A 20,908-nucleotide genomic window follows, 5' to 3' on the forward strand; every position below is an offset into this window, starting at 1 on the left:
GAAAAGCATATGGAAATAGTTCCAAATAAAAGAACTTATTCTATTTTAAAAACGGTGTTTTAAATTTCTTAAATCAATACTGTCATTTTCTTTTTCTAAAAGAATTAAAAGTTGCTTTAAAATATAAAACATTTTTATTTCTTTGTCATAAATCTTTGAATAATCATCGCTAAAATTAATTACTAGACTAATATCACAGGCTATAAATTTATTTGATTGTGATGTACTAGAAATTAAGATTTTTTTACTTTTATTATTTGCCATTGAATAAGCAAAAATAGTTTCTAAATAATTATTGTCTACTCCTGCAACTAAAAAAATTTGAAGGTCTGTTTCTTCAATATAGTCTAAAATTGCACTTGTTGTTTTTTTATGTTCTGAATAAACTACATTTTTATTGATAATAATTAGAAAATTTTTTAAATAATTTGCTATTGTATCAAATTCATAACTTGAATGAATATAAATTCTTTTAGCTTTCAGAATTTCAATTTTAATATCTTCTAAAATTGAAAGATATTCATCAGCTTCATTAACAAAATTAATTATTGAATTTTTAAATAGAAAAAATTGCTCATTTCCTTTTGTAAGATCATTTTTTATTGTTGTGATAGTTTTATAACTATTTTGATCTTCAAATTTTATCTTATTAATAAACTCCTTATAACCTTCTAAACCAAAAGATTTTGCATATCTTACAATAGAAGACTTAGCAATATAACAATTATTACTAATGTCAATAATTGATGGATACTTATTTTTATTTATACATTCAACAATATAATTTGTTATTTGTCATTTAACATCTTCTTTAGATTCCGACAATAAAATAATATTTAATTTCTCTCTTAAATTCATTTTTCTTCTCTTTTCATTTTAAATACTTGTGTAATTTTCAAGTAAACACTCTTCACAAAGATTTCTAATTCTATTTAGTTGAGTTATCAACATATATTTAGAACTTTTTTGACATTTATCACATTTAATTTTATTGTTGCCTATTTCATTTGCTCCAATTTCATTAATTGCACAACTTTTACAAATATAAGTAATAGTATTTATCTGATTTACTTTTTTTAATTCTGCAGGTTTTTTACATTCTAAACATATATTTTTTATCATTTTTTTATCTCATTTCTATCATTATTATTATATTAAAAAATAATAAAAAAATACTACATAAAAATTTGATTTTTCCATTTTTTTTTGATATATTAAATATTGTCCTTTTGGACGCGCTATGGCAATTAAAAAATGAACACAAACACATCACTGGTTTGTAATCCTTCATTCTTTAATTCAATATAACATCCTTTCTTTCGATTAGGTCACTAGTTGTTTGCCATAGTTTAAAAGTGACCTTTCATTACTCATTCATATCTTTTTAATTATTAGCAAATCAATTATATATGCGTAAGCATAATTAATAATATATAAAAAAGCACTTCCCTAAAGTGCTTTTTTTGCGTTTAAATGAACTTTTAATATTTTTTTCTTTTTCTATATAATGGTGCATTCATTCAAGTATGAACAAATATAAATAATGCTGGCATAAAAGACTGGCCTACTCAGTAAATTGGTTCTTGCATATTTGAAATATTTGCAAATAATATATATTTTGTTGGTTCATTAGTATCTTTAATTAAAAATTCAACATCAGACATTATAATAATTCAAGTTATTGAAATAATAATGAAACTTAAAATTAAAATTTTTGATCCTATATCAATGGTTTTAGCTTTCTTAAATCCTCTTCATATAAATAAGTTTATAAAGCTTAGACAAATCACAAAACATTGAATTATAAGCATTGTAATTATTAAAGAATCTAAAGCTATTAAACTTTTAATAAATCGATTTTGATTGTTAATATATTCAAAAAATAAATTAACATGTCCAAAAGCAATTTGAATTATACTATTTGCATTGATTTCTGGGGCAATAAAAGTGGATTTATCAAAATTTAACCCTTTAAAGATTATTGTAATATTGTTATCAGTATCTTGATATTCTATTCCAATTACACAAAAGTATAGAAAAAAATATGATAATACTAATAGATTAATTATAAATAAAGCATATTTTGCTGGTAATCTAAACTCCATGTTTTTACCTCTATATTCTTATATTATTTTACTAAAAAACAATAAAAAAACCAATCATAATTGGTTTAATCATATTAAAACTAAGAAATTTCATTAAGCTGTAACTCATACTCTAAATTTTATATTAGTTGCTCCTTGATAAGTCAAAGTAATTTGGACACTTTGTCTAGAAATATTACCCGTTATCGTTAGTATATTATTATTAACACTAACTGAAGCTATTTCTGGATCTGATGATACTGCTTGTAATTCAACACCATCTACTGGGTTTTCTATCTTAATTTCTATTTCAACAGTTTCCATTCTAATTTGTTGATCACCAGGAGAAATTATTACAGGAGCTGGTCTTGGATTAACAGTAATAATAAAATTAATATCATTTGCTCCAGCATATTTTAAAGTAATTAAAGAAACTCCTGCTTTAATTCCAGTTATGCTAATTTTATAATTGTTAACATTAACTGTAGCTATTTCTGGATCTGATGATACTGCTTGTAATTCAACACCATCTACTGGGTTTTGAATTGTAATGTTTACATCTAAAGTATCTCCAACTTGAACTTCTTTAGCTTCAACTATGTCAATAACAGGGTCTGGTATTTTTTCATTAACAGTAACAGAGAATTTAACATCATTTGCCCCTGTGTAACTTAAAGTTATTTCAGCAATTCCCGCTGTAACTCCAGTTATAGTTACTGTATTATCAGTAACACTTATAGAAGCTATCTCTGAATTGTTTGATACTGCTTGTAATTCAACACCATCTACTGGGTGTTGAATTGTAACATTTACATCTAAAGTGTCTTCAACTTCAACTTCTTTAGATTCAATTGATTCAATAACAGGATTTGGTACTTTTTCAGTAACACTAACAGAGAATTTAACATCATTTGCCCCTGTGTAACTTAAAGTTATTTCGGCAGTTCCTGCTTCAACTCCAGTTATAGTTACTGTATTATTAGCAACACTAACTGTAGCTATATTTGAATTGTCTGATACTGCTTGTAATTCAACACCATTTACTGGGTGTTGAATTGTAACATTTACATCTAAAGTGTCTTCAACTTCAACTTCTTTAGATCCAACTGATTCAATAACAGGATTTGGTATTTTTTCATTAACAGTAACAGAGAATTCAACATCATTTGCCCCTGTGTAACTTAAAGTTATTTCAGTAGTTCCTGCAGTAACTCCAGTTATAGTTACTGTATTATTAGCAACACTAACTGTAGCTATATTTGGATTCTTTGACACTGCTTGTAACACAGTACCATCTACTGGATTTTGAATTGTAATATTTACATCTAAAGTGTCTTCAACTTCAACTTCTTTAGATTCAACTGGATTAATTATAGGGTCAGGAACATTAATAAAAACATTTGCGTTAAATTTAATACTTGTTGCTCCAGTATAACTTAAAGTTATTTCAGCAGTTCCTATTTTAATTCCAGAAATAGTTACTATATTATCAGCAACACTAACTGTAGCTATAGTTAAATCACTTGATGCTGCTTCTAGTTGAACATTATCAATTGGATTTTGAACTTCAATTTCTACACTAATAGTATCATCAACTTCTATACTTTGAGATCCAGGATTTCTTATTATAGGATCTGGTATTTTTTCAGTAACAGTAACAATAAAATTAACATCAATTGCTCCAGCATATTGTAAAGTAATTTGAGTACTTCCTGCTTTAATTCCATTTATAGTTATATTATTATCTTCTGTAACTTCAACACTAGCAATATTTGAATTTTCTGGTTTTGCATTTAATTTTATACCTTCAACTGTATTTTGGATTGTAATACTTACATTAATTGATTTATCTTCTTCTACTTGTTGAGTGCTTGGCGCAATAATTACAGGATCTGGTATTGATTCTGTAACTCTAACTGTAAATTTAAGATCAGATGCTCCTCTATACTTTAAAGTTATTTCAGCAGTTCCTACTTTAACTCCTGTAATTTGTAATTTATTATTATTTGCAACCACTGTTACAATATCTGTTTGATTTGATTCTGCTGTTACTCAAATTTCATTTAATGAATTTTGAATTTCAACTTCTAAATCAATATTATTGCCAGCTTGAACTATTTGATCTTCAATTTCTTTTATTATTGGTGCTTTAACAATAACATCAAATTGTCTTTCATATTTACCATAAGTATAAGTAATAGTTGTTGTCCCCTCTTTTATAGGGTTAATTTCAATTATAGTTTTATCATCATCTGATACTTTTACAGTTGCTATACTTTCATCACTTGATTTAGTAGTTACTTCTAACTTATTATCAAATTTTTTAATTGACATATTTATTTTATTAATACCAGAACCTAATATAATTACTTGATTTTCTTGTTTTTTAATTGGATTTGCATTTGCAAATAATTTAGTGTATGCAAAATATCCACCAACACCAACTCCAGCTAAAAGTGAGATTGTAAGAGCAGAAATTAAAAATATTTTTAATCCTCTTTTATTTTTTTTCTTTATTTCTTTTTTTACTTTAGTTTCCTTTTTATCTAAATATAGAAGTTCCTTATTTACTTTTTCTTTTTCAAATTGATCATCATCAAAAGTATCGTATGAATCATTTTCACCTTTATTATTTAAATTTGATTCAGTTATTCTTGATTCATTTTTGCTATCGTCATAGTTTCGAGTTTCTTTTTTTAAAGAAACTTTTTTATTTAAACTTCCTCTTTCTTTTAAAACAATTGATTTTAAAATATTAATTTCTTCTAATATTTCTTCTTTATCTTCTAATACTGATGATATTTTTTTGTTCAATTCCTTTATTTGATTTTTAATAGAGTTATTAATTTCATAATTATTGTTTGAATATTTATTATCATTATTATTATTTAAACATGAGTTTCCACATGTATGATTATTATTATTTAAACATGAGTTTCCACATGTATGATTATTATTATTTAAACATGAGTTTCCACATGTATGATTATTATTATTATTATTATTATTATTTAAACATGAGTTTCCACATGTATGATTATTATTATTATTATTATTATTATTATTATTATTTGAAGAACATAAACAACTATTATGATAATGTAATGGTAATTGATAATTAAAAAATTGTCTTCAGTTTTGTTCTAATGGTGATATGTTAATTCCTTGTGCTGTCTGAATGTATGAAGTTGCATCAATTAAGCGTGCAAATTTGGCTATTATTAAACTAGTGTATGAATTAATAACACAGTACATACCATCTACGATATTTATAAAAAACATTTAATTAGCCCCCACAACTTATTTAATATTTATATTATAACATATTTTTTAAACCTAATTAATTATATAGTATAAACAAAATAAAAGTAAAATACTAGTTTTTTTAAAAATATTTTTATTAATTAAAAGAAAAAAAGTTAAGAATTAATATAAAGTTATTTTCTAACTTTTTTTATTTTTTTATTAATTAATTTTATTTGTTTATCATTTTCAACCAAATAGTTTTTTTCTTCTAAAAAATTATTAACTTTTTTATTTAATTCATCAAATTCTAAAAACTTTTTTTCTTCTTCTTTTATTTTCAATTCTTCAATAGTTTTTTTAAATTCAATTTTTTCATCAATTATTTCTTTATCAGTAATTTGAGAAGAAATATTTTTTTTATTTTCTTGATTATTTATTTGTTGATTTTCTTCAAAGTAACTCTTTTTTGTTTCTACATATTTTAACTTATCTTTAAATCGATCTTGATTTACAATTATTCCCTGAGCGTTAACAATACCTAAAAATTCCTGATTATTTTCTTCTCTTTGAGCATTAATAAATTCAACACTATCTGTATTTCTTACAATAACTATTCCACTAATTGATTGAATGTAATAAGTTGCATCAATTAATCTTGAAAATTGAGCTATCAATTTATTAGTTATACTTTCATAGATACAATAAAATTTATCAATAAGTTCAATATGGTACATTGCAAACCTCCGTTGATTTTCTTTTATTATATCATAGTTGAAATTAGCACTTTTATTAGACAAATAAAAAAGGAATAACTTAATTCCTTTTTTATAAGTTTGGATTATAGTCTTGATTATTGGGATTTTTTGCAACATATTGATTTCAATAATATTCTAATAATCCCTGATATTGATTAGGGATTTTAATTAAAAATTGATGTTCTTGAGAATCCCTACCAGATTGATTTCATCATTGATTCATATTATCTAAACTTATATCAAAACGTTTTCCAAAAATATTTGTTCTACCAATAAACATTGTTAAACTTATTGCTTCTCCTCTTCAAAGTCAATTTATTCCATTTTCATAAATTCCACTTCTTGCATTTCCTTTATTAGTTCTTGAAAAATCATTTACGATAAATGGAATTTGTTCATTATTAATTAATTCTCCAAAAGCAATATCATCATCAGCATTTTTTGGATCTAAACTATTTGGATTTTTAGAATAATCCAATGAAATTTGTTGATTGTGAATTTCTAAAATTCCATTTTCATCTATAGAGAAGATATCTTTTAACATTTTAGTTGCAGAATTATTTATTAAAGCCATCAAGTGATAAATTCTTCATGAATCATCACTTAAATTTTCAGAATTATTGTTTTTATCTAAACTTACTGCTTTTTCTAATGCAATTCTCATTTTATTATTAACATCATCTAATGTAGGATTTTGAATTGAGTCATCAAATTCAAATATATCAATTGCTCTTCCTACTTTTTCAAAATATTGTAAAAGCAGTAACGGTTTTTCAGTATTATACGTATTTAAAAATCTATTTGATCAAAATATGTTTCTAAAGCCTTTATCAGATATATATTCATTCTTAGGTCGTAAATCATCTGGTGAATATCATTGATTTTCTTTTCCAGTAATTGGTGTAACTTTTGATCAATAATATACCTTAAATTTATAAGATGAATCATATCCAAAATTTGTATATGCACTTTCACTTGATAAAATTTCATTATTATCTGGTGTTGAAGTTGCAGCTTTATATAAAGTCGCTGATATATCACCTACATAAAATTTAAATTGACCTGAATTTGGATCATTTAAATTTCTTGAATTAATTATTATTTGTTTAAAATGTAATTTAAATTGATCTTTTTGGTCTGGATTAATAAAATTATATTTATTTTTTATTACATCTTCTAAAATGGAATTTATAGCTTCAATTTCAACTTTAGTTTCTTGTGTTATTCAATCATTCTTTGATAAATTTTCTAGAGAAATTTGAAGCTTTGAAACCATCGCTGGTAATAAAGTCGCTGCTTCTTCTTTTTCATCTTGGTCAAATAATGGACCACCATTTTCGTTTTCTAAATTTTCTCTATCTATTGCATTTGAAATTAATACTAAATATATTTGATTTTTTATAATATCATCAATTTGGCTATAATTTAGTCCTTCACCAATATAAATTGGATTATCTAGTAAATATTCATTTAATTGATATTCAATTTCTTGCTTTGAATTTTGCAGAATTAAATTTCCAAAGTCTAAATTTATTATTTTATTATTTACAAAATCAGCTACACTAGGTGAATAATTAAAAAATCCAACAGGTATACTTCCTGGAGTTTCGTTTAATATTTCACTTAAATCCAGAAGTCTACTTGAATTTGCAAAACCTTGATAAATAACTCCTAACTCTTGATTATTTGGATTTATAAAACCACTTTGAACATTAGGATCTGTTCCATAAATTCCTTCATAGTTTGAAGATTCTTTTTCAACAAATCCAGCTGAATCAGAAACAAGCATTCTATTTATATTTATTCTTGCGTATTTAAGTGGATTAACACCATTTCAACCCATTTTATCTTCATCTAAAAAAGTAACTGAAAGTGATCATTGATTATTTTTATCTGTCATTCATCCACTTACATTATTAAAAATTGATGTTGATCCATCTTTTAACATATCTTTTATTGCTCATTGAGATTGTCATGTTAATTTATTTGCAATTCATCCATATCCAGAAACTTTTGAAGAAATTTCATTTAAAAATTGATTAGCCATTATGTATATTCCAATACTTTTTTTAATAATTGCACCTTCTGGATGATTTGCAACAATTTCATTTAAACCTAAAGACTCAAAAATTTTATCAATATCTTCACTATTTATTAATTGATTAATTTTAACTCCATTTTTTGTTAAATCTTCTGTTTTTAAATTATAAATTGAATTAATTTTTTGTTGATCACTGTATTTTAAAGACATGTCAAGACCACCATTACATGCTACAACAGTAGATGATGTAAAAGCAGTTAAACTTATTGCACCTAAAAATGAACATATTTTTTTCACTTCTTAACATCCCTTTCAAATTTATTTTATTATACTATCAAATTACTCTTTTTTTCTTTTATTAGATTTGGTTTCTCTTTTTTCCAATTGAGCAGCTCGTTTTTTTTCTCTTAATAATTCTCTTCATTCTCTATATCTATCAATTTGTTTTTGGATTCGTCTTCCAATATAACATAATAGCATTCAAATGGTTCAAAATATTATTATTAAAGCAAATACACACCCAACTGCATAATAAAGAATAGCACTTATTCCTGCAACTCTTTCCATAAAATTATTACTAAAAATTCCACCAACAGCTCAAAAAGCTTGAGTTGGAAGAAGTCCTCCTCCACCAAAATAAGTTAAAATACCTGGAATTAAAGTAAAAACTACTGCCAATCCTGAAAAATGAATAAATTTAGTTCAATATAAATATTTTTCTTTTGGTACATCAATATATTTATCACTTAATTTTTCTTGTATATATCAATTTGCAAAAGTAAAATATAATACTGGAATAATAGGAATAATAGGAATATATCCTATTATTGTAGCTGCAAATATAAAACCTTGTGCTGAGTTTGGCTCTGCTCTTGATTCTCCTAATAACGAGTGCAAACCTCTAAATCAGTAATAAAATCCACCATGGATATTTGGAACTGTATAAGAAAAAGTTAACATCAAAAATTGGAAAATCAATAAAGATATAATTATAAAAACCATTCAAAAAATTTTATATAATCTTCTATATGGTTTTAATTTTATTAAAAACTTGTTAAATTTCTTCATATTATTGCTCCATAGTATTATTTTAAAGGAAAATACTACTTATAAATTACTAAAAAATAAAAAAATACTTTATAAATATAAGTTAAATTCAATAGTAAAATTATTAAAGTGAGGTGTTATATGAATGTAATTAAAGTAACTCCAAGAGGTTTTTGTCTTGGAGTTGTAATTTCAATAAAAATGGCAAAAGATACAGTTAAAATGTATCCAGATAAAAAAATATATATGATTGGCCTTTTAGTACACAATAAAATAATAGTTGAAGAACTTGAGCAATTAGGTATTATTGCTATTGATGATTGAAAAAAATCTCGCTTAGATATTATTAAAACAATTCCAAAAGGAAGCGTAGTTATTTTTTCAGCCCATGGAACTGATTTAAAAGTAGTTGAATTAGCAAAACAATTAGGTTTAATTGTTGTTGATACAAAATGTGAATGAGTTTTAGAAACTGAAAATATAATGAAAAAGTACTTAAACCTTGGATTTGATATTATTTTTATTGGAAAACATTTTCATCCAGAAACAATTGCTTTAACTAGTTTAGATGAAAAAAGAACTCATTTAGTTACTAATATTGAAGAAGTTGAAAATTTAGATATTAAGAATAAAGATATTTTTATAACAAATCAAACAACCCTTTCAATTCTTGATACAGATATTATTTACAAAAAAATAAAGGAAAAATATGAAAATGCCATATTTAAAAATGATATATGTGAAGCCACACTTGTTCGTCAACAAGCAGTATTAGATTTAGATCCAGAAAAAGTTGATTTACTTTATGTAGTTGGTGATGAAAGAAGTAATAATACTCTAAAATTAGTAGAACTTTCAACAAATAAAGGAATTAAAACAATTAGAATAAATAGAAAAGAAGAAATCGATTTAAATGATTTAAAAGGAATTCAAAATGTTGCTGTAACAGCTGGGGCTTCTACTTCAAGTATTATTCAAAATCAAACTATTAAATATTTAGAGGAATTAAAAAATGAAACTATTTAGTTTCATTTTTTAATTTATTTATTTAAATTAGAGAATAATAAATGTATTTTTAATATCAAATGCACTTATCTTAACTTCATCTCCAAAAGTTTTCAATAATTTATTTTCTAAATCATCTATAAAATGATTTTCCATATAGTGTCCTAATGTTAACATATCCATTCCATTTTGATCTGCATAAAGTCACTCACTTCATTTTGCTTCTCCAGTTACAAAGAAATTATTTTGTAGTTGGAGATGAATCATAGTTGATGCTCCACTACCAGGAGTTAAATAAATTTTATCAATTTCTTTTTCTAAATTAGAATTTCTAGTTAGTAATGATTGTTGTTTTCCAAAAATAAATTTCATTTTATCAATTGCTTCTTTTAAGCTAACTGATCTTAATAATTTAATTTTGTATCCTTCATTAAATTCACCTACTTTATCAACACTCTTAACATTTAATTGTGTTTCTAAAAGATCAATTATATTTTGTTTTTCACTATTATCATAATTTGTATGAATAGAAAATATTTGAATTTCATTTTCAATGCATAAATCATATATTTCTTTTTTTGCCAGATTTTTCATTTCAATTTCAAAATCTAAAAACAAAAATGGATGTCTACTTATAATAAAATTTGATTTATTTTCAATAGCAAATTGTATAACTTCCTTTGTTACGTCAAGACAAATAACTATATTTTCAATTTCATCTTGACTTTCTAAATTATAAACTTCTTCTAATTGTAATCCTACTTTATCTCATTCTGCTGCACTCTTTTGTGGAAATACATCATTTAGATAGTTGATTAAAACATTAGCTTTTATTTTATTCATTAATTAAAGTTCTCCTCTTTAAAAGTTTACTTATTTCATTTTTTCTTTTTAAAGTTTCTTTATATTTTTTATCCTTTTTAGGAATTTGTTGTAATAGTTTAAAAAGTTTTTCTTCTTCTTCTAATCACTTTTGTAAGAATAGTTTATTCTTTTCATCACGAACTAGTAATGGACCAAATAAAATATCTTTTTTACTTTTTATTTTTGTTCCTGCAAATTTATTTATTTTAATAATTTCATAAATAATTTTGTTATCTTCAACAATAATTTCTTTTTCAACAAAATATTTTTTTTCCTTAGTTCATTTTCTTATTGGCTCTAAATAAGTATTTGAAGCAATAATGTATGAATAAATATTTTCATTATCCTTTTTTAAAATATCTAAAATAGAAGTTGATCCCATTCCAGCTATAATACAAGAATCCAATTTTATATTATTTGGTATAGTTCACTCAATACCATCTGCAAGTATTGTTTCAACCTTATCTGCAACACCAAATGATGCAAGATTATTTTTTGCTACAGTTAAAGGTTTTAGTGCAACATCTGTTGCATAAATCTTTTTTGCTTTTCCATCTTTAGCTAAATAAATTGGCAAATATGCATGATCAGTTCCAATATCTGCAACTACTTCACCTTCTGTTATTAAGCTTGCTAATGAAAAAAGACGTGGAGTTAAAAAACTCAAATTAACCTTTAAAGAAATCTCTTAAAGCTTTTGCTTTTGGATTTGATGCAGATGGTTTGAATTTTCTAATTGTTTTAGCTTCAATTTGTCTAATTCTTTCTCTTGTAACTTTTAATTCTTTTCCAACCTCTTCTAAAGTTTTTGGTGAATCATATTTTGAAAGATGTGAATGAATTATTGCACTTTTATATTTTTGAATTCTTTCAATTGATGTATCATAGTGAATATCTAAATCAGCAATTTCTTGTTTTAATTCTTCATAACTATCATCATCACATTCTTCTGCAAGTCTTACTAAAGTTCTTAATTTTGTTGGTAAAATACCAAATCTCATTCTAACAACTTTTTCTTCTCTTGGAGCAAGAATATCACAGAAGACTTCATCAATTACTTCTCTTAATGCTTCTTTTTCTGCATATTCATCTGGTGATGATATATCTTTATCTTCAACAAAATCACCAAAGTGTGTATCATCTTCATCTCCAAATGGTTTTTCTAAACTAACTGGCTCGATTGATAATTTCTTAATTTCAATAACTTTTTGAGGAGTAATTCCTTTTCCAAAAGTTGCTGCAATTTCTTTTGAAGTAGGTTCTCTTCCTAACTCTTGAGTTAATTGTCTTTCAATTCTTGTTAATTTATTAATTGTTTCAACCATGTGAACTGGAATACGAATTGTTCTAGCTTGGTCCGCAATAGCTCTTGTTATTGCTTGACGAATTCATCATGTTGCATAAGTTGAGAATTTAAATCCTTTTTTATAATCAAACTTATCAACAGCTTTCATTAAACCAATGTTTCCTTCTTCAATAAGATCTGCAAAGTCAAGTCCTCTATTTAAATGTTTTCTTGCAACTGAAATTACAAGTTTTAAGTTAGAAGTAATTAATTTATCTCTTCCTTCTTTTGCAATTTCAGGATCACTGTCTTCCAACATTTTTGCATATTCTACTTCTTCATCTTTTGTTAGAATTTTTGATGACCCAATTTGATTAAAGTATGATTTAATAATATCTTGAATTTTTGTTTCATTACTAATTCCACCAACTCTGTATTTAATTGGTGCATTATTTTCATTAGCCTTTTTTAAATCCTTTCTTTCTTTATCTCTTTTTGCAAATTCACCTTCAAGTTCATCTGCATCTTCATCGTCAAGTTCTTCGTCTTCTTCTTCATCTTCTTCTTCAATTAGTTCATCTGTAAATACAACTTCTCTTTTAGCAAGTTCATCAAATAATAAACTAATTTCATCTTCATCTAAATCTTGAAATTTTTTAAATATAACTTCTTGAATTTCTTCTTGAGCTATTTCGTTATCATTTTTATCTAAGTAATTTCAAAGGTAATCTTTGAACTCTTCCATTGTTTCAAATTTTTTTAAATTTAATGCCATTATTGTTTTCTCCTCTTATCATAAATTTTATTTCTATCTTTTAATAATTCTTCAATTTGTTCTGCAAAATGATTTTTTAATTCTTTATCATCTGTTGAGTTAATCTTTTTACTAAAGGACTCAATTTCATCTCTTATTCGATATAATTCAATTGCATCAAAACAGTCATCCAAACCTTTTTTAGAAAGTGCTTTTTGTAAAGAAGCAAAGTGTCTATTTTTTATTTCAAAAATATATTCACAATATTTTATATCTAATTGTTTTATATCGTTTGCAATTTGTTCTCAATTGTGACCAACATATTTATTTTCTTTATATTGATCAATTATAAAATTCAATGTTCTTTTTACACCAAGACTTTCAATGTTGTTAATTCTTTTTGATAACTCTTCTATCAAAGAATCATTGTCGAGAATATTTCAAACAATTGCAGCTTCAGCAAAATGTTTTGAATTTTTATTTGATACTTGTTGTATAATTTTTTTCTCAATTTTATTTTTTTGAATAGTTTCAAAAGCATTTTCTGGTAAATCAAATTGAGATCCATCTTCTTCAGAAAAACTATTCATCATTCTATTTATATACTCTTGATTTGGATCAAAATCAGGAATGAAATTATTTTCTATAATTGTATTTTCACTTTTAATAATATTTGTCTTGATATCTTTTTTTGATTTTTCAAAAATATTCTTAATAGTTTGAATTTCTAATTTTGTAATTTCAGATAGATTCATTATTATAGAACCAATAATACCTTCATTACTTTCATATTTAAGTATTGAAAATACTTTATCAATAAATTCACTAACCTTTATTGAATTTTTTATATCTAAATCTTTTGAAAAATATTTAGAAGCAAAGTTTGCTGGATGAATTGTATTTTCAATCATTTGATTAATTAAATTTTTTTCTCCAGCTTTAACAAGCTCATCTGGGTCTTTTCCTGTTTCATTTTCAATTATTGTTACATCAATATTTTTTTCAAGTAAGAATTGAGAAATCTTTAATGCAGCATTTACCCCTGCTTTATCTCCATCTAGGAATAATTTGTATTTCTTAGCAACTCTTGAAAATAATTTAATATGATATTCACTCATATTAGTTCCCATGATTGCAACAGTGTTTTTAATATCTATTGATTCTAAACTTATTACATCCATAAAGCCTTCAAGAATAATTATTTCATTTTTTATTCTTGCTTCCTTTTTTGCACTGTCAAAGTTATAAGCTAACTGTGATTTTTTAAAAATAATATTTTCAATACTATTTTTATATTTTGGACTTTCATTTGAATCAATTACTCTTCCAGAAAAACCAATTATATTTGATTCTTCATCAGTTATTGGAAATATTAATCTATTTTCAAAAGCACAGTTATATTCAACTCCATTTTTATAAACTAATCCAGATTCAAAAATATTGTCTTTTGAAAATCCCAATTTAATCAAATAATCATAAAGTTTTGCTTTCTTTGGACAAAAACCTATTTTAAATTTTTCAATTTCTGATTCACTTATTTTTCTTTCAGCTAAATAATTTCTTGCTTTAATTGATAAAGAAGAAATTAATAAACCATTAAAAAAGTTTGTAGCAACTTTATTTATTTCAAAAAGAATACTTTCTTTTGAATTATATTTTGGTTTATCTTCAAAATCTTTTAAACCATCTATTTTAATTTTTAAGTCATTTGCAATTAAAGACAATGCTTTAAAAAATGTAATATTATTAAACTCTTGTACAAAAGTAATAACATTTCCACCAGTTCCACAAACAAAACATTTAAATATATTTTTGTCTGGTGAAATATTCATTGAGGGATCTGAATCATCATGAAAAGGACAAATAGAAACGTAGTTTCTTCCCTTCTTTTGAAGATCAATATACTTTCCAATCACTTCAACTATATTAGCTTTTTTTATAACAGAATCAATTTGTTGTTGTGAGATTGCCAATGTCATCCCTCCTTACTTAAATTAGTTTTGTTAATAAATATTCTTTAAGTTTTATAATTTCAATTCTTTCTTGTTCCATTGTGTCTCTGTTTCTTACAGTTACACAATTATCATTTTCAGTATCAAAATCTACTGTTACACAATATGGAGTACCAATTGCGTCTTGTCTTCTATAACGCTTTCCAATATTTCCTGTTTCATCAAAAGTAGCATCAAAGTCTAATAAAATTTCTTTATATAATTCATTTGCTTTTTCCTTTTGTTGTTTCTGTAAAGGCATAATTGCAACTGAATATGGAGCTAATTTATAAGGAAGTTTCATTACAATTCTTTCCCCATTTTCCAATTGTTCTTCTACGTAACTTTGACAGAAAATTGCTAATAACAATCTTTCAACACCAACACTTGGTTCAATTACATTAGCTAAATATTTCTCATTTGTTTCTGGATCAAGATAAGTTAAATCTTGTCCAGAATGACTTTGATGTTGATTTAAATCAAAATCACTTCTATGAGCAATACCCCATAATTCTCCTCTTCCAAATGGGAAGTCAAATTCTATATCTACTGTTCTTTTTGCATAATGAGCAAGTTCTTCTTTATCATGCTCTCTTATTGAATAATTTTGTTGATCAATAAGAACTACTTTCTCTAAAAAGAACTTAACTTTTTCCAATCAATATTCAAATCAATCATTTGAATCATTTGGTGAAAAGAAAAATTCTAGTTCCATTTGCTCAAATTCTCTTGTTCTAAAAATGAAGTTACCTGGAGTAATTTCATTTCTAAATGATTTACCAATTTGTCCAATTCCAAATGGTAATTTTTTTCTTAATGCTCTTTGAGAATTTTTATATTGTACAAAAATTCCTTGAGCTGTTTCTGGTCTCAAGTATACTGTTGAAGCTTCATCTTCTACAACACCTTGATTTGTTTTAAACATTAATGTGAATTGTCTAATATTTGTAAAATCGTTAGCATCACATTTTGGACAATTTATTGATTTTTCTTTAATGAACTCTTCAATTTCTTGATTAGTTCATCCCCCAACATTCATTTCAGTAAATTTTTCTTCAATTAATTTATCTGCTCTAAAACGTGATTTACACTTTTTGCAATCAATTAAAGGATCATTAAAGTTACCTAAATGACCTGAAGCTTGTCATACCTTTGAATTTAATATAATTGATGAATCAAGACCTACGTTATATTCATTTCTTCTTACAAAAAAGTCTCATCATAATTTTTTTAATTTATTTTTAACTTCAGCACCCAATGGACCATAATCTCATGAATTAGCAAGTCCACCATATATTTCTGAACCTTGAAAAACAAAACCTTGTGTTTTCAAATGAGAAATTAATTTTTCAATTTCAACTTTCATAATTTTCTCCTAGCAATAAAAAATGCAAACTTCGAGCTTGCATAAATCGAGATACTTAGGAATTTTCCTACTTTTCTCTTATCTTGTCAATACACTATAAGTGTTATTTATATTGTTCTGCTTGTTTTTCATTTATATTTAATGCAACAGTTCCTTTAAGTAAATTTATTGGTCCCAAATAAAATCCTAAAGTCCTTTCATAATAATCAATAATAATATTATGAATTGCTATTAAATCAGTATAAATATACTTTTGCTCAACATTATATTGAATTGTTTTTTTATTTATATTGGAAAGAGTTTTAATAAACCCTTCTGGTTGAATTTTTTCTCCAGGTCATAAACACCTTGCACAAATAAAACCATTTTCACTATATTCAAATCTAACTATAGGAAATGTGTTTTTCTTACATCTAACACATGTTTTTGTTCTCAATGGTTGAATAGACTCTTGAATTAAAGTTGCTATAAAAAATAAATAGTTAATAAATGGATCTTTATTATTATTTATATTATTTAAGCAAAAAGTAAGCATTTTAAAGATTTTGTAATGTTTATCACTAATTTGTTCAATTTGATCTAAAATTTTGAACATAATTGAACTATAAACATAATTATTATAATTCTCAGCAATTTTAAAATAATCTTTTTTTAAAACACCTGTTTTTAATTTACTTATTTTATCTTCTCTTCTAGATTTAAAGATTTCAAAATCACTTAAACTAAAATTTTGAACTGAATATTTATTTTTTGAAGTAGATTTATTAACACCTTGAGCAATAAATGATAATTTACCAAATTGTTTACTAAAAACTTTAACAATTTTTGCATAATCATCATAATCAGTTGAGTCAATAACAACTGCATTTATTTTTGTAATTGCCATTGTTTCACCTAATAGCTATCTTTATCGTAACCTAATTGTTTTATAACTGAAGCTGATTGTCTCCATTTTTCCTTAGTTTTTACAAATAATTCTAAATAGAATTTTTTACCAAAAAGATGTTCAAGTTTTTCTCTTGAGTTTATTCCTATTGATTTAATTTTACTTCCCTTATTTCCAATAATAATTCCTTTTTGACTTTGTCTTTCACAAATTATTGAAGCAATAACTTTAATAATATCTTTTTTTTCTTCCATTTTATCAATAAGTATTGCAACAGAATGAGGAATTTCTTGATCTGTTTGAAGTAAAATTTCTTCACGAATAATTTCTCTAATTAAAAAACGCTCTGGTTGATCAGTAAAAGTGTCATCAGGATAGAATTTGATACCTGTCTCTGGTAAAGCTTTTTTAACTTCTTCTAAAAGAAACCCCAAATTCTCTCCCATTGTTGAAGATACTGTAATAATTTGTTCGAAGTTAAAGTTTTGTGATTTTCATTCTTCTAATTTTTCATTTAACTTTTCATTTGATACAAGATCACTTTTAGTTATAACTAAAAATACTGGAACATCTCTTTCTCTTAATGCATTCAAAATAAATTGATCGTTCTCTCCAATAAATTCATTGCTTGGAGCTAAGAATAAAATAACATCTACACCTTTTGTAGAAGAAAGAGCTACTTTATTCATAAATCTTCCTAATTCATGTTGTGCTTTATGAACTCCTGGAGTATCAACAAAAATATATTGAGCATCAGGTTGAGTCAATATTCCATTAATTCTATTTCTTGTTGTTTGTGCTTTACTTGTTACAATTGATACCTTTTTTTGTAATAAGGTATTTAATAAAGTTGATTTCCCCACATTTGGTCTACCAATAATACTAATAAATCCTGATCTAATTTTTTCCAATTTCTTATTCTCCTATATTGTATTTTCTGATTCTTTAATTTGTTGTTCTTCATCTCTTTGGTCTAAATATTGTTCAAAATCATCTTTGTCTTCAAACATATTTAAAACTACTGCTTTAATTTCTTCTTTATCTTTTAAAGTTCACGTATACCTGATTGCTGCAGTTAATGAAATTATTCAAGGTACAAGTAAAATTAAATATAAATACATATATCACATTAAATACTGTCAAGCTACATTTTGAACCATATAAAGTGAATATGTAATTAAACCAAATAAAAATATTTGATTTGCTCAATAAAATATTAAACTTCAATTATTATAAGGAATTACATATGCAGATAAAAATATTAAATATCCAGCAACAAGAATTATATATTTTATTACATTAAAATCAGTTCTTGCAAAAACATCCATTAAGTGAAAAACACTAGCTGAAAAAATACAAAATCAACCTGTTATAATCATTAACCTTCTTGATTTAATCTCTCCAGGTGTTACTCAAGTTTTAAAAATAAATCCATTTTCTCTATCTTCTGTTTTTCTATATCTTTCAATTCTAATTCATTCTCTATTTCACATGTTTACATCTTTAAAGACAGACCTTAAAGGTAAAAAAGTAAATACTGCTATAAAAATTGCAATAATTCATATTCATTGAGTTCTTAATGCCATTAAAAGTTCCAAGGGACTTTTAAATTTATGAAGAATACCTACTCAATCAAGTACAAATAGAAAACTTCCATAAAGTAATGCTTCAGAAATATATAAGGTATTAAAAATTGCTGTAAATATGCTTGTTCCCTTACTCATGGTCATATTTAACATTACAATAAGTACTGAAGACATTATAAACAAATGATAAATTTGAATTGTCATAAAAGTATTTAAAACATTTATTTGGTCTGCATAAAGTCATAATTCACTTTCAGGAATTGTTGGATTTTTCATTTGACTTTGAACAGCAAAGCGTGCATAAAAATAAAAAATCACTCATATTGCTTGAATTGGCATAGTATAAATAACTTTACAACAAGATCTTAATCTAGAAATATAATCTCCTTCTGAAACCATTTTTACATGTTTTGATTTCAAAAATCTTCTTGTTAAGATTTCGCCTAGTTTTCCACCAACAAGTCTATCTGTTTTTTTCATTTTTATTCACCACCTTTTCTTTTATTTATTTTTTTATACAAAGAATATATTAATTAATATCAACATAAAACCTAAAAATGGAGTTCCACAAGATATTCAATATATTATTAAATAGTCTTTTCAAACCTTTTCTTTTTTTGTTAAGTTTATTTGTCTTACTTCATCATTTATAACTTTTTTAACTTTAATAAATTCCATATATTTTATTAATGCAGATAAACCTGCTGCGCAAATAAATAAAATTCAAATTGATACAATACCCGAATTAGAGTTCATATTTTGCATATCAAATAATCATTTTCCAATATCTGCATATGATCCACCCACAATTACAAGTATAGCTAAAATTCATATTCAAGTATGCATAATTGCTTTTTTTCAAATACTGTTGTGGATATACATTTTTGCAAAAAGCTCATTAAAATATCAAATAAATTCTCTATTATTATATTCCATAGCTCCTCTAAAGATTGTTTTTGCATAATCAGGATCTATATAAAGTCTTCTCTTATTAACTCCTGTTAATTTTGATAATTTAAGATCATATTTTAATTTTTCAAACAATTTTTCACCATCAATTTTTGTATGTAATCTTTGATTTAAAACTTTTTTTTGAATTCTTGAAAAAAATAAAGGAGAAAAAACTATTATAAATAGTCCGATTGCAGATAATACATCAGTTACAATTGTATCTAATCTGATTATGCTCATTATCATGTTTATGTCTCCTTTTAATCTTTTAAATTATATAAAAAAACTAGGTAAAAACCTAGTTATCTTGAATATAATTTTCTTCTATAAACTTATAATATTCATTTGATTTCTTAATTCAAAAGTTAGTTAATTTTTTGAAATACTCACTTTCAACTCATTCTCTGCCTTTTGATTGAATAATCTCTCCATTTAATAAATTTGAAGTTGGAAACATTTCAAGCATTTCAAAATACCTATTTGGAAATGAAATTATTGGACCTGCACCTTTATTTATAAGCAATAGTTGTAACATAAATCAACAAAATAATTGTGTATTTGTTCCAAAAGTACCTTTTACATAATTTTCATGTAAAAATATAGAAAATACTGGAATTATTTCTTCTGCAGTATTTAAATCTGCTGTTAATTTCAATACTTCATTTATTGAATTATAAACATCATTATCATCAGATTCATTTAAAAAGAAATCATATATACTTGCAGCTTTATTTAAAATTAAGTATAAATCTTTGAAATCTGACACTACAAATTTACCAGTACCAGTATTTTCTTCAACTTCCTTATCTTTTAATAAAATCAATCTTCTAATTTCAGCTCAAGCATCAATTAACATATTTGTGTTATCATTTTTAATTTTTACAATTTCTTCTTCAGCAAAATCTAAGATTTTTGATTCCATTGCAGTAAATACTTCTGCTATTGAGCAATCTCCACCCATTAATTTTAAACAATTGAATGTGTGATCTGCTCCTGCACCCATTCAAAAGTTATTATTTTTATAATATTTTGGCATTTTTCATTCCC

General features: G+C 24.7%; 18 protein-coding genes. 1 reads left to right on the forward strand and 17 read right to left on the reverse strand.

Annotation, left to right across the window (positions count from 1 at the left end):
- Nucleotides 1-45 precede the first annotated feature (45 nt).
- The 7 genes from SDIMI_RS02920 to SDIMI_RS02950 form a co-directional block, all read right to left on the reverse strand.
- Nucleotides 46-858 (reverse strand): MurR/RpiR family transcriptional regulator, encoded by an 813-nt coding sequence (locus SDIMI_RS02920; protein ID WP_020836508.1) that lies wholly within the window; start codon nucleotides 856-858, stop codon nucleotides 46-48.
- An 18-nt stretch (nucleotides 859-876) separates the two neighbouring features.
- Nucleotides 877-1,122 carry a hypothetical protein gene (locus SDIMI_RS02925; RefSeq protein WP_020836509.1) on the reverse strand — a complete coding sequence of 82 codons (246 nt, stop codon included), beginning with the start codon at nucleotides 1,120-1,122 and terminating at the stop codon, nucleotides 877-879.
- A 359-nt stretch (nucleotides 1,123-1,481) separates the two neighbouring features.
- Complete coding sequence (locus SDIMI_RS02930) at nucleotides 1,482-2,105, reverse strand: hypothetical protein (protein WP_020836510.1); 624 nt, start codon at nucleotides 2,103-2,105, stop codon at nucleotides 1,482-1,484.
- Nucleotides 2,106-2,198: 93 nt separating this feature from the next.
- Nucleotides 2,199-5,366: a YbbR-like domain-containing protein gene (locus SDIMI_RS02935; RefSeq protein WP_020836511.1), complete on the reverse strand. Its 3,168-nt coding sequence runs from the start codon at nucleotides 5,364-5,366 to the stop codon at nucleotides 2,199-2,201.
- Nucleotides 5,367-5,521: 155 nt separating this feature from the next.
- Nucleotides 5,522-6,127: a hypothetical protein gene (locus SDIMI_RS02940; protein ID WP_148285811.1), complete on the reverse strand. Its 606-nt coding sequence runs from the start codon at nucleotides 6,125-6,127 to the stop codon at nucleotides 5,522-5,524.
- A gap of 28 nt (nucleotides 6,128-6,155) precedes the next feature.
- Complete coding sequence (locus SDIMI_RS02945; RefSeq protein WP_020836513.1) at nucleotides 6,156-8,423, reverse strand: lipoprotein; 2,268 nt, start codon at nucleotides 8,421-8,423, stop codon at nucleotides 6,156-6,158.
- A 42-nt stretch (nucleotides 8,424-8,465) separates the two neighbouring features.
- On the reverse strand, nucleotides 8,466-9,194 hold the full coding sequence (locus tag SDIMI_RS02950; protein ID WP_020836514.1) for a hypothetical protein: 729 nt from the start codon (nucleotides 9,192-9,194) through the stop codon (nucleotides 8,466-8,468).
- A gap of 120 nt (nucleotides 9,195-9,314) precedes the next feature.
- On the opposite strand from SDIMI_RS02950, the gene ispH reads away from it, so the two are divergent.
- Entirely contained in the window at nucleotides 9,315-10,199 is an 885-nt protein-coding gene (gene ispH, locus SDIMI_RS02955; protein WP_020836515.1) for a 4-hydroxy-3-methylbut-2-enyl diphosphate reductase, read from the forward strand.
- A 27-nt stretch (nucleotides 10,200-10,226) separates the two neighbouring features.
- Here ispH and SDIMI_RS02960 read toward each other — a convergent pair whose 3' ends face one another.
- The 10 genes from SDIMI_RS02960 to SDIMI_RS03005 all read right to left on the reverse strand — a co-directional run bounded on the left by SDIMI_RS02960 (nucleotide 10,227) and on the right by SDIMI_RS03005 (nucleotide 20,897).
- Nucleotides 10,227-11,021: a Nif3-like dinuclear metal center hexameric protein gene (locus SDIMI_RS02960; protein ID WP_020836516.1), complete on the reverse strand. Its 795-nt coding sequence runs from the start codon at nucleotides 11,019-11,021 to the stop codon at nucleotides 10,227-10,229.
- A complete protein-coding gene (locus SDIMI_RS02965) occupies nucleotides 11,014-11,709 on the reverse strand; it encodes a tRNA (adenine(22)-N(1))-methyltransferase (protein ID WP_020836517.1) in 696 nt (231 codons plus the stop codon). Before SDIMI_RS02965 ends, SDIMI_RS02960 begins: the two co-directional genes overlap by 8 nt.
- Nucleotide 11,710: 1 nt before the next feature.
- Nucleotides 11,711-13,102, reverse strand: coding sequence for a sigma-70 family RNA polymerase sigma factor (locus tag SDIMI_RS02970; protein WP_020836518.1), 1,392 nt, complete (start codon nucleotides 13,100-13,102; stop codon nucleotides 11,711-11,713).
- On the reverse strand, nucleotides 13,102-15,054 hold the full coding sequence (gene dnaG, locus SDIMI_RS02975; protein ID WP_020836519.1) for a DNA primase: 1,953 nt from the start codon (nucleotides 15,052-15,054) through the stop codon (nucleotides 13,102-13,104). The genes SDIMI_RS02970 and dnaG overlap by 1 nt, the downstream gene beginning before the upstream one ends.
- A gap of 16 nt (nucleotides 15,055-15,070) precedes the next feature.
- Nucleotides 15,071-16,438, reverse strand: a complete 1,368-nt coding sequence (locus SDIMI_RS02980) for a glycine--tRNA ligase (protein ID WP_020836520.1) — start codon at nucleotides 16,436-16,438, stop codon at nucleotides 15,071-15,073.
- A gap of 103 nt (nucleotides 16,439-16,541) precedes the next feature.
- On the reverse strand, nucleotides 16,542-17,324 hold the full coding sequence (gene recO, locus SDIMI_RS04485; protein WP_020836521.1) for a DNA repair protein RecO: 783 nt from the start codon (nucleotides 17,322-17,324) through the stop codon (nucleotides 16,542-16,544).
- Between the two features lie 8 nt (nucleotides 17,325-17,332).
- Nucleotides 17,333-18,235 carry a GTPase Era gene (era, locus tag SDIMI_RS02990; protein WP_020836522.1) on the reverse strand — a complete coding sequence of 301 codons (903 nt, stop codon included), beginning with the start codon at nucleotides 18,233-18,235 and terminating at the stop codon, nucleotides 17,333-17,335.
- Between the two features lie 12 nt (nucleotides 18,236-18,247).
- Nucleotides 18,248-19,390, reverse strand: coding sequence for a hypothetical protein (locus SDIMI_RS02995; RefSeq protein WP_020836523.1), 1,143 nt, complete (start codon nucleotides 19,388-19,390; stop codon nucleotides 18,248-18,250).
- Between the two features lie 33 nt (nucleotides 19,391-19,423).
- On the reverse strand, nucleotides 19,424-20,107 hold the full coding sequence (locus SDIMI_RS03000) for a hypothetical protein (RefSeq protein WP_020836524.1): 684 nt from the start codon (nucleotides 20,105-20,107) through the stop codon (nucleotides 19,424-19,426).
- A 52-nt stretch (nucleotides 20,108-20,159) separates the two neighbouring features.
- On the reverse strand, nucleotides 20,160-20,897 hold the full coding sequence (locus SDIMI_RS03005; protein WP_020836525.1) for a hypothetical protein: 738 nt from the start codon (nucleotides 20,895-20,897) through the stop codon (nucleotides 20,160-20,162).
- Between the last annotated feature and the right edge of the window lie 11 nt (nucleotides 20,898-20,908).

Origin of the sequence: Spiroplasma diminutum CUAS-1 (assembly GCF_000439455.1) — a bacterium.
Lineage (GTDB): Bacteria > Bacillota_I > Bacilli_A > Mycoplasmatales > Mycoplasmataceae > Spiroplasma_A > Spiroplasma_A diminutum.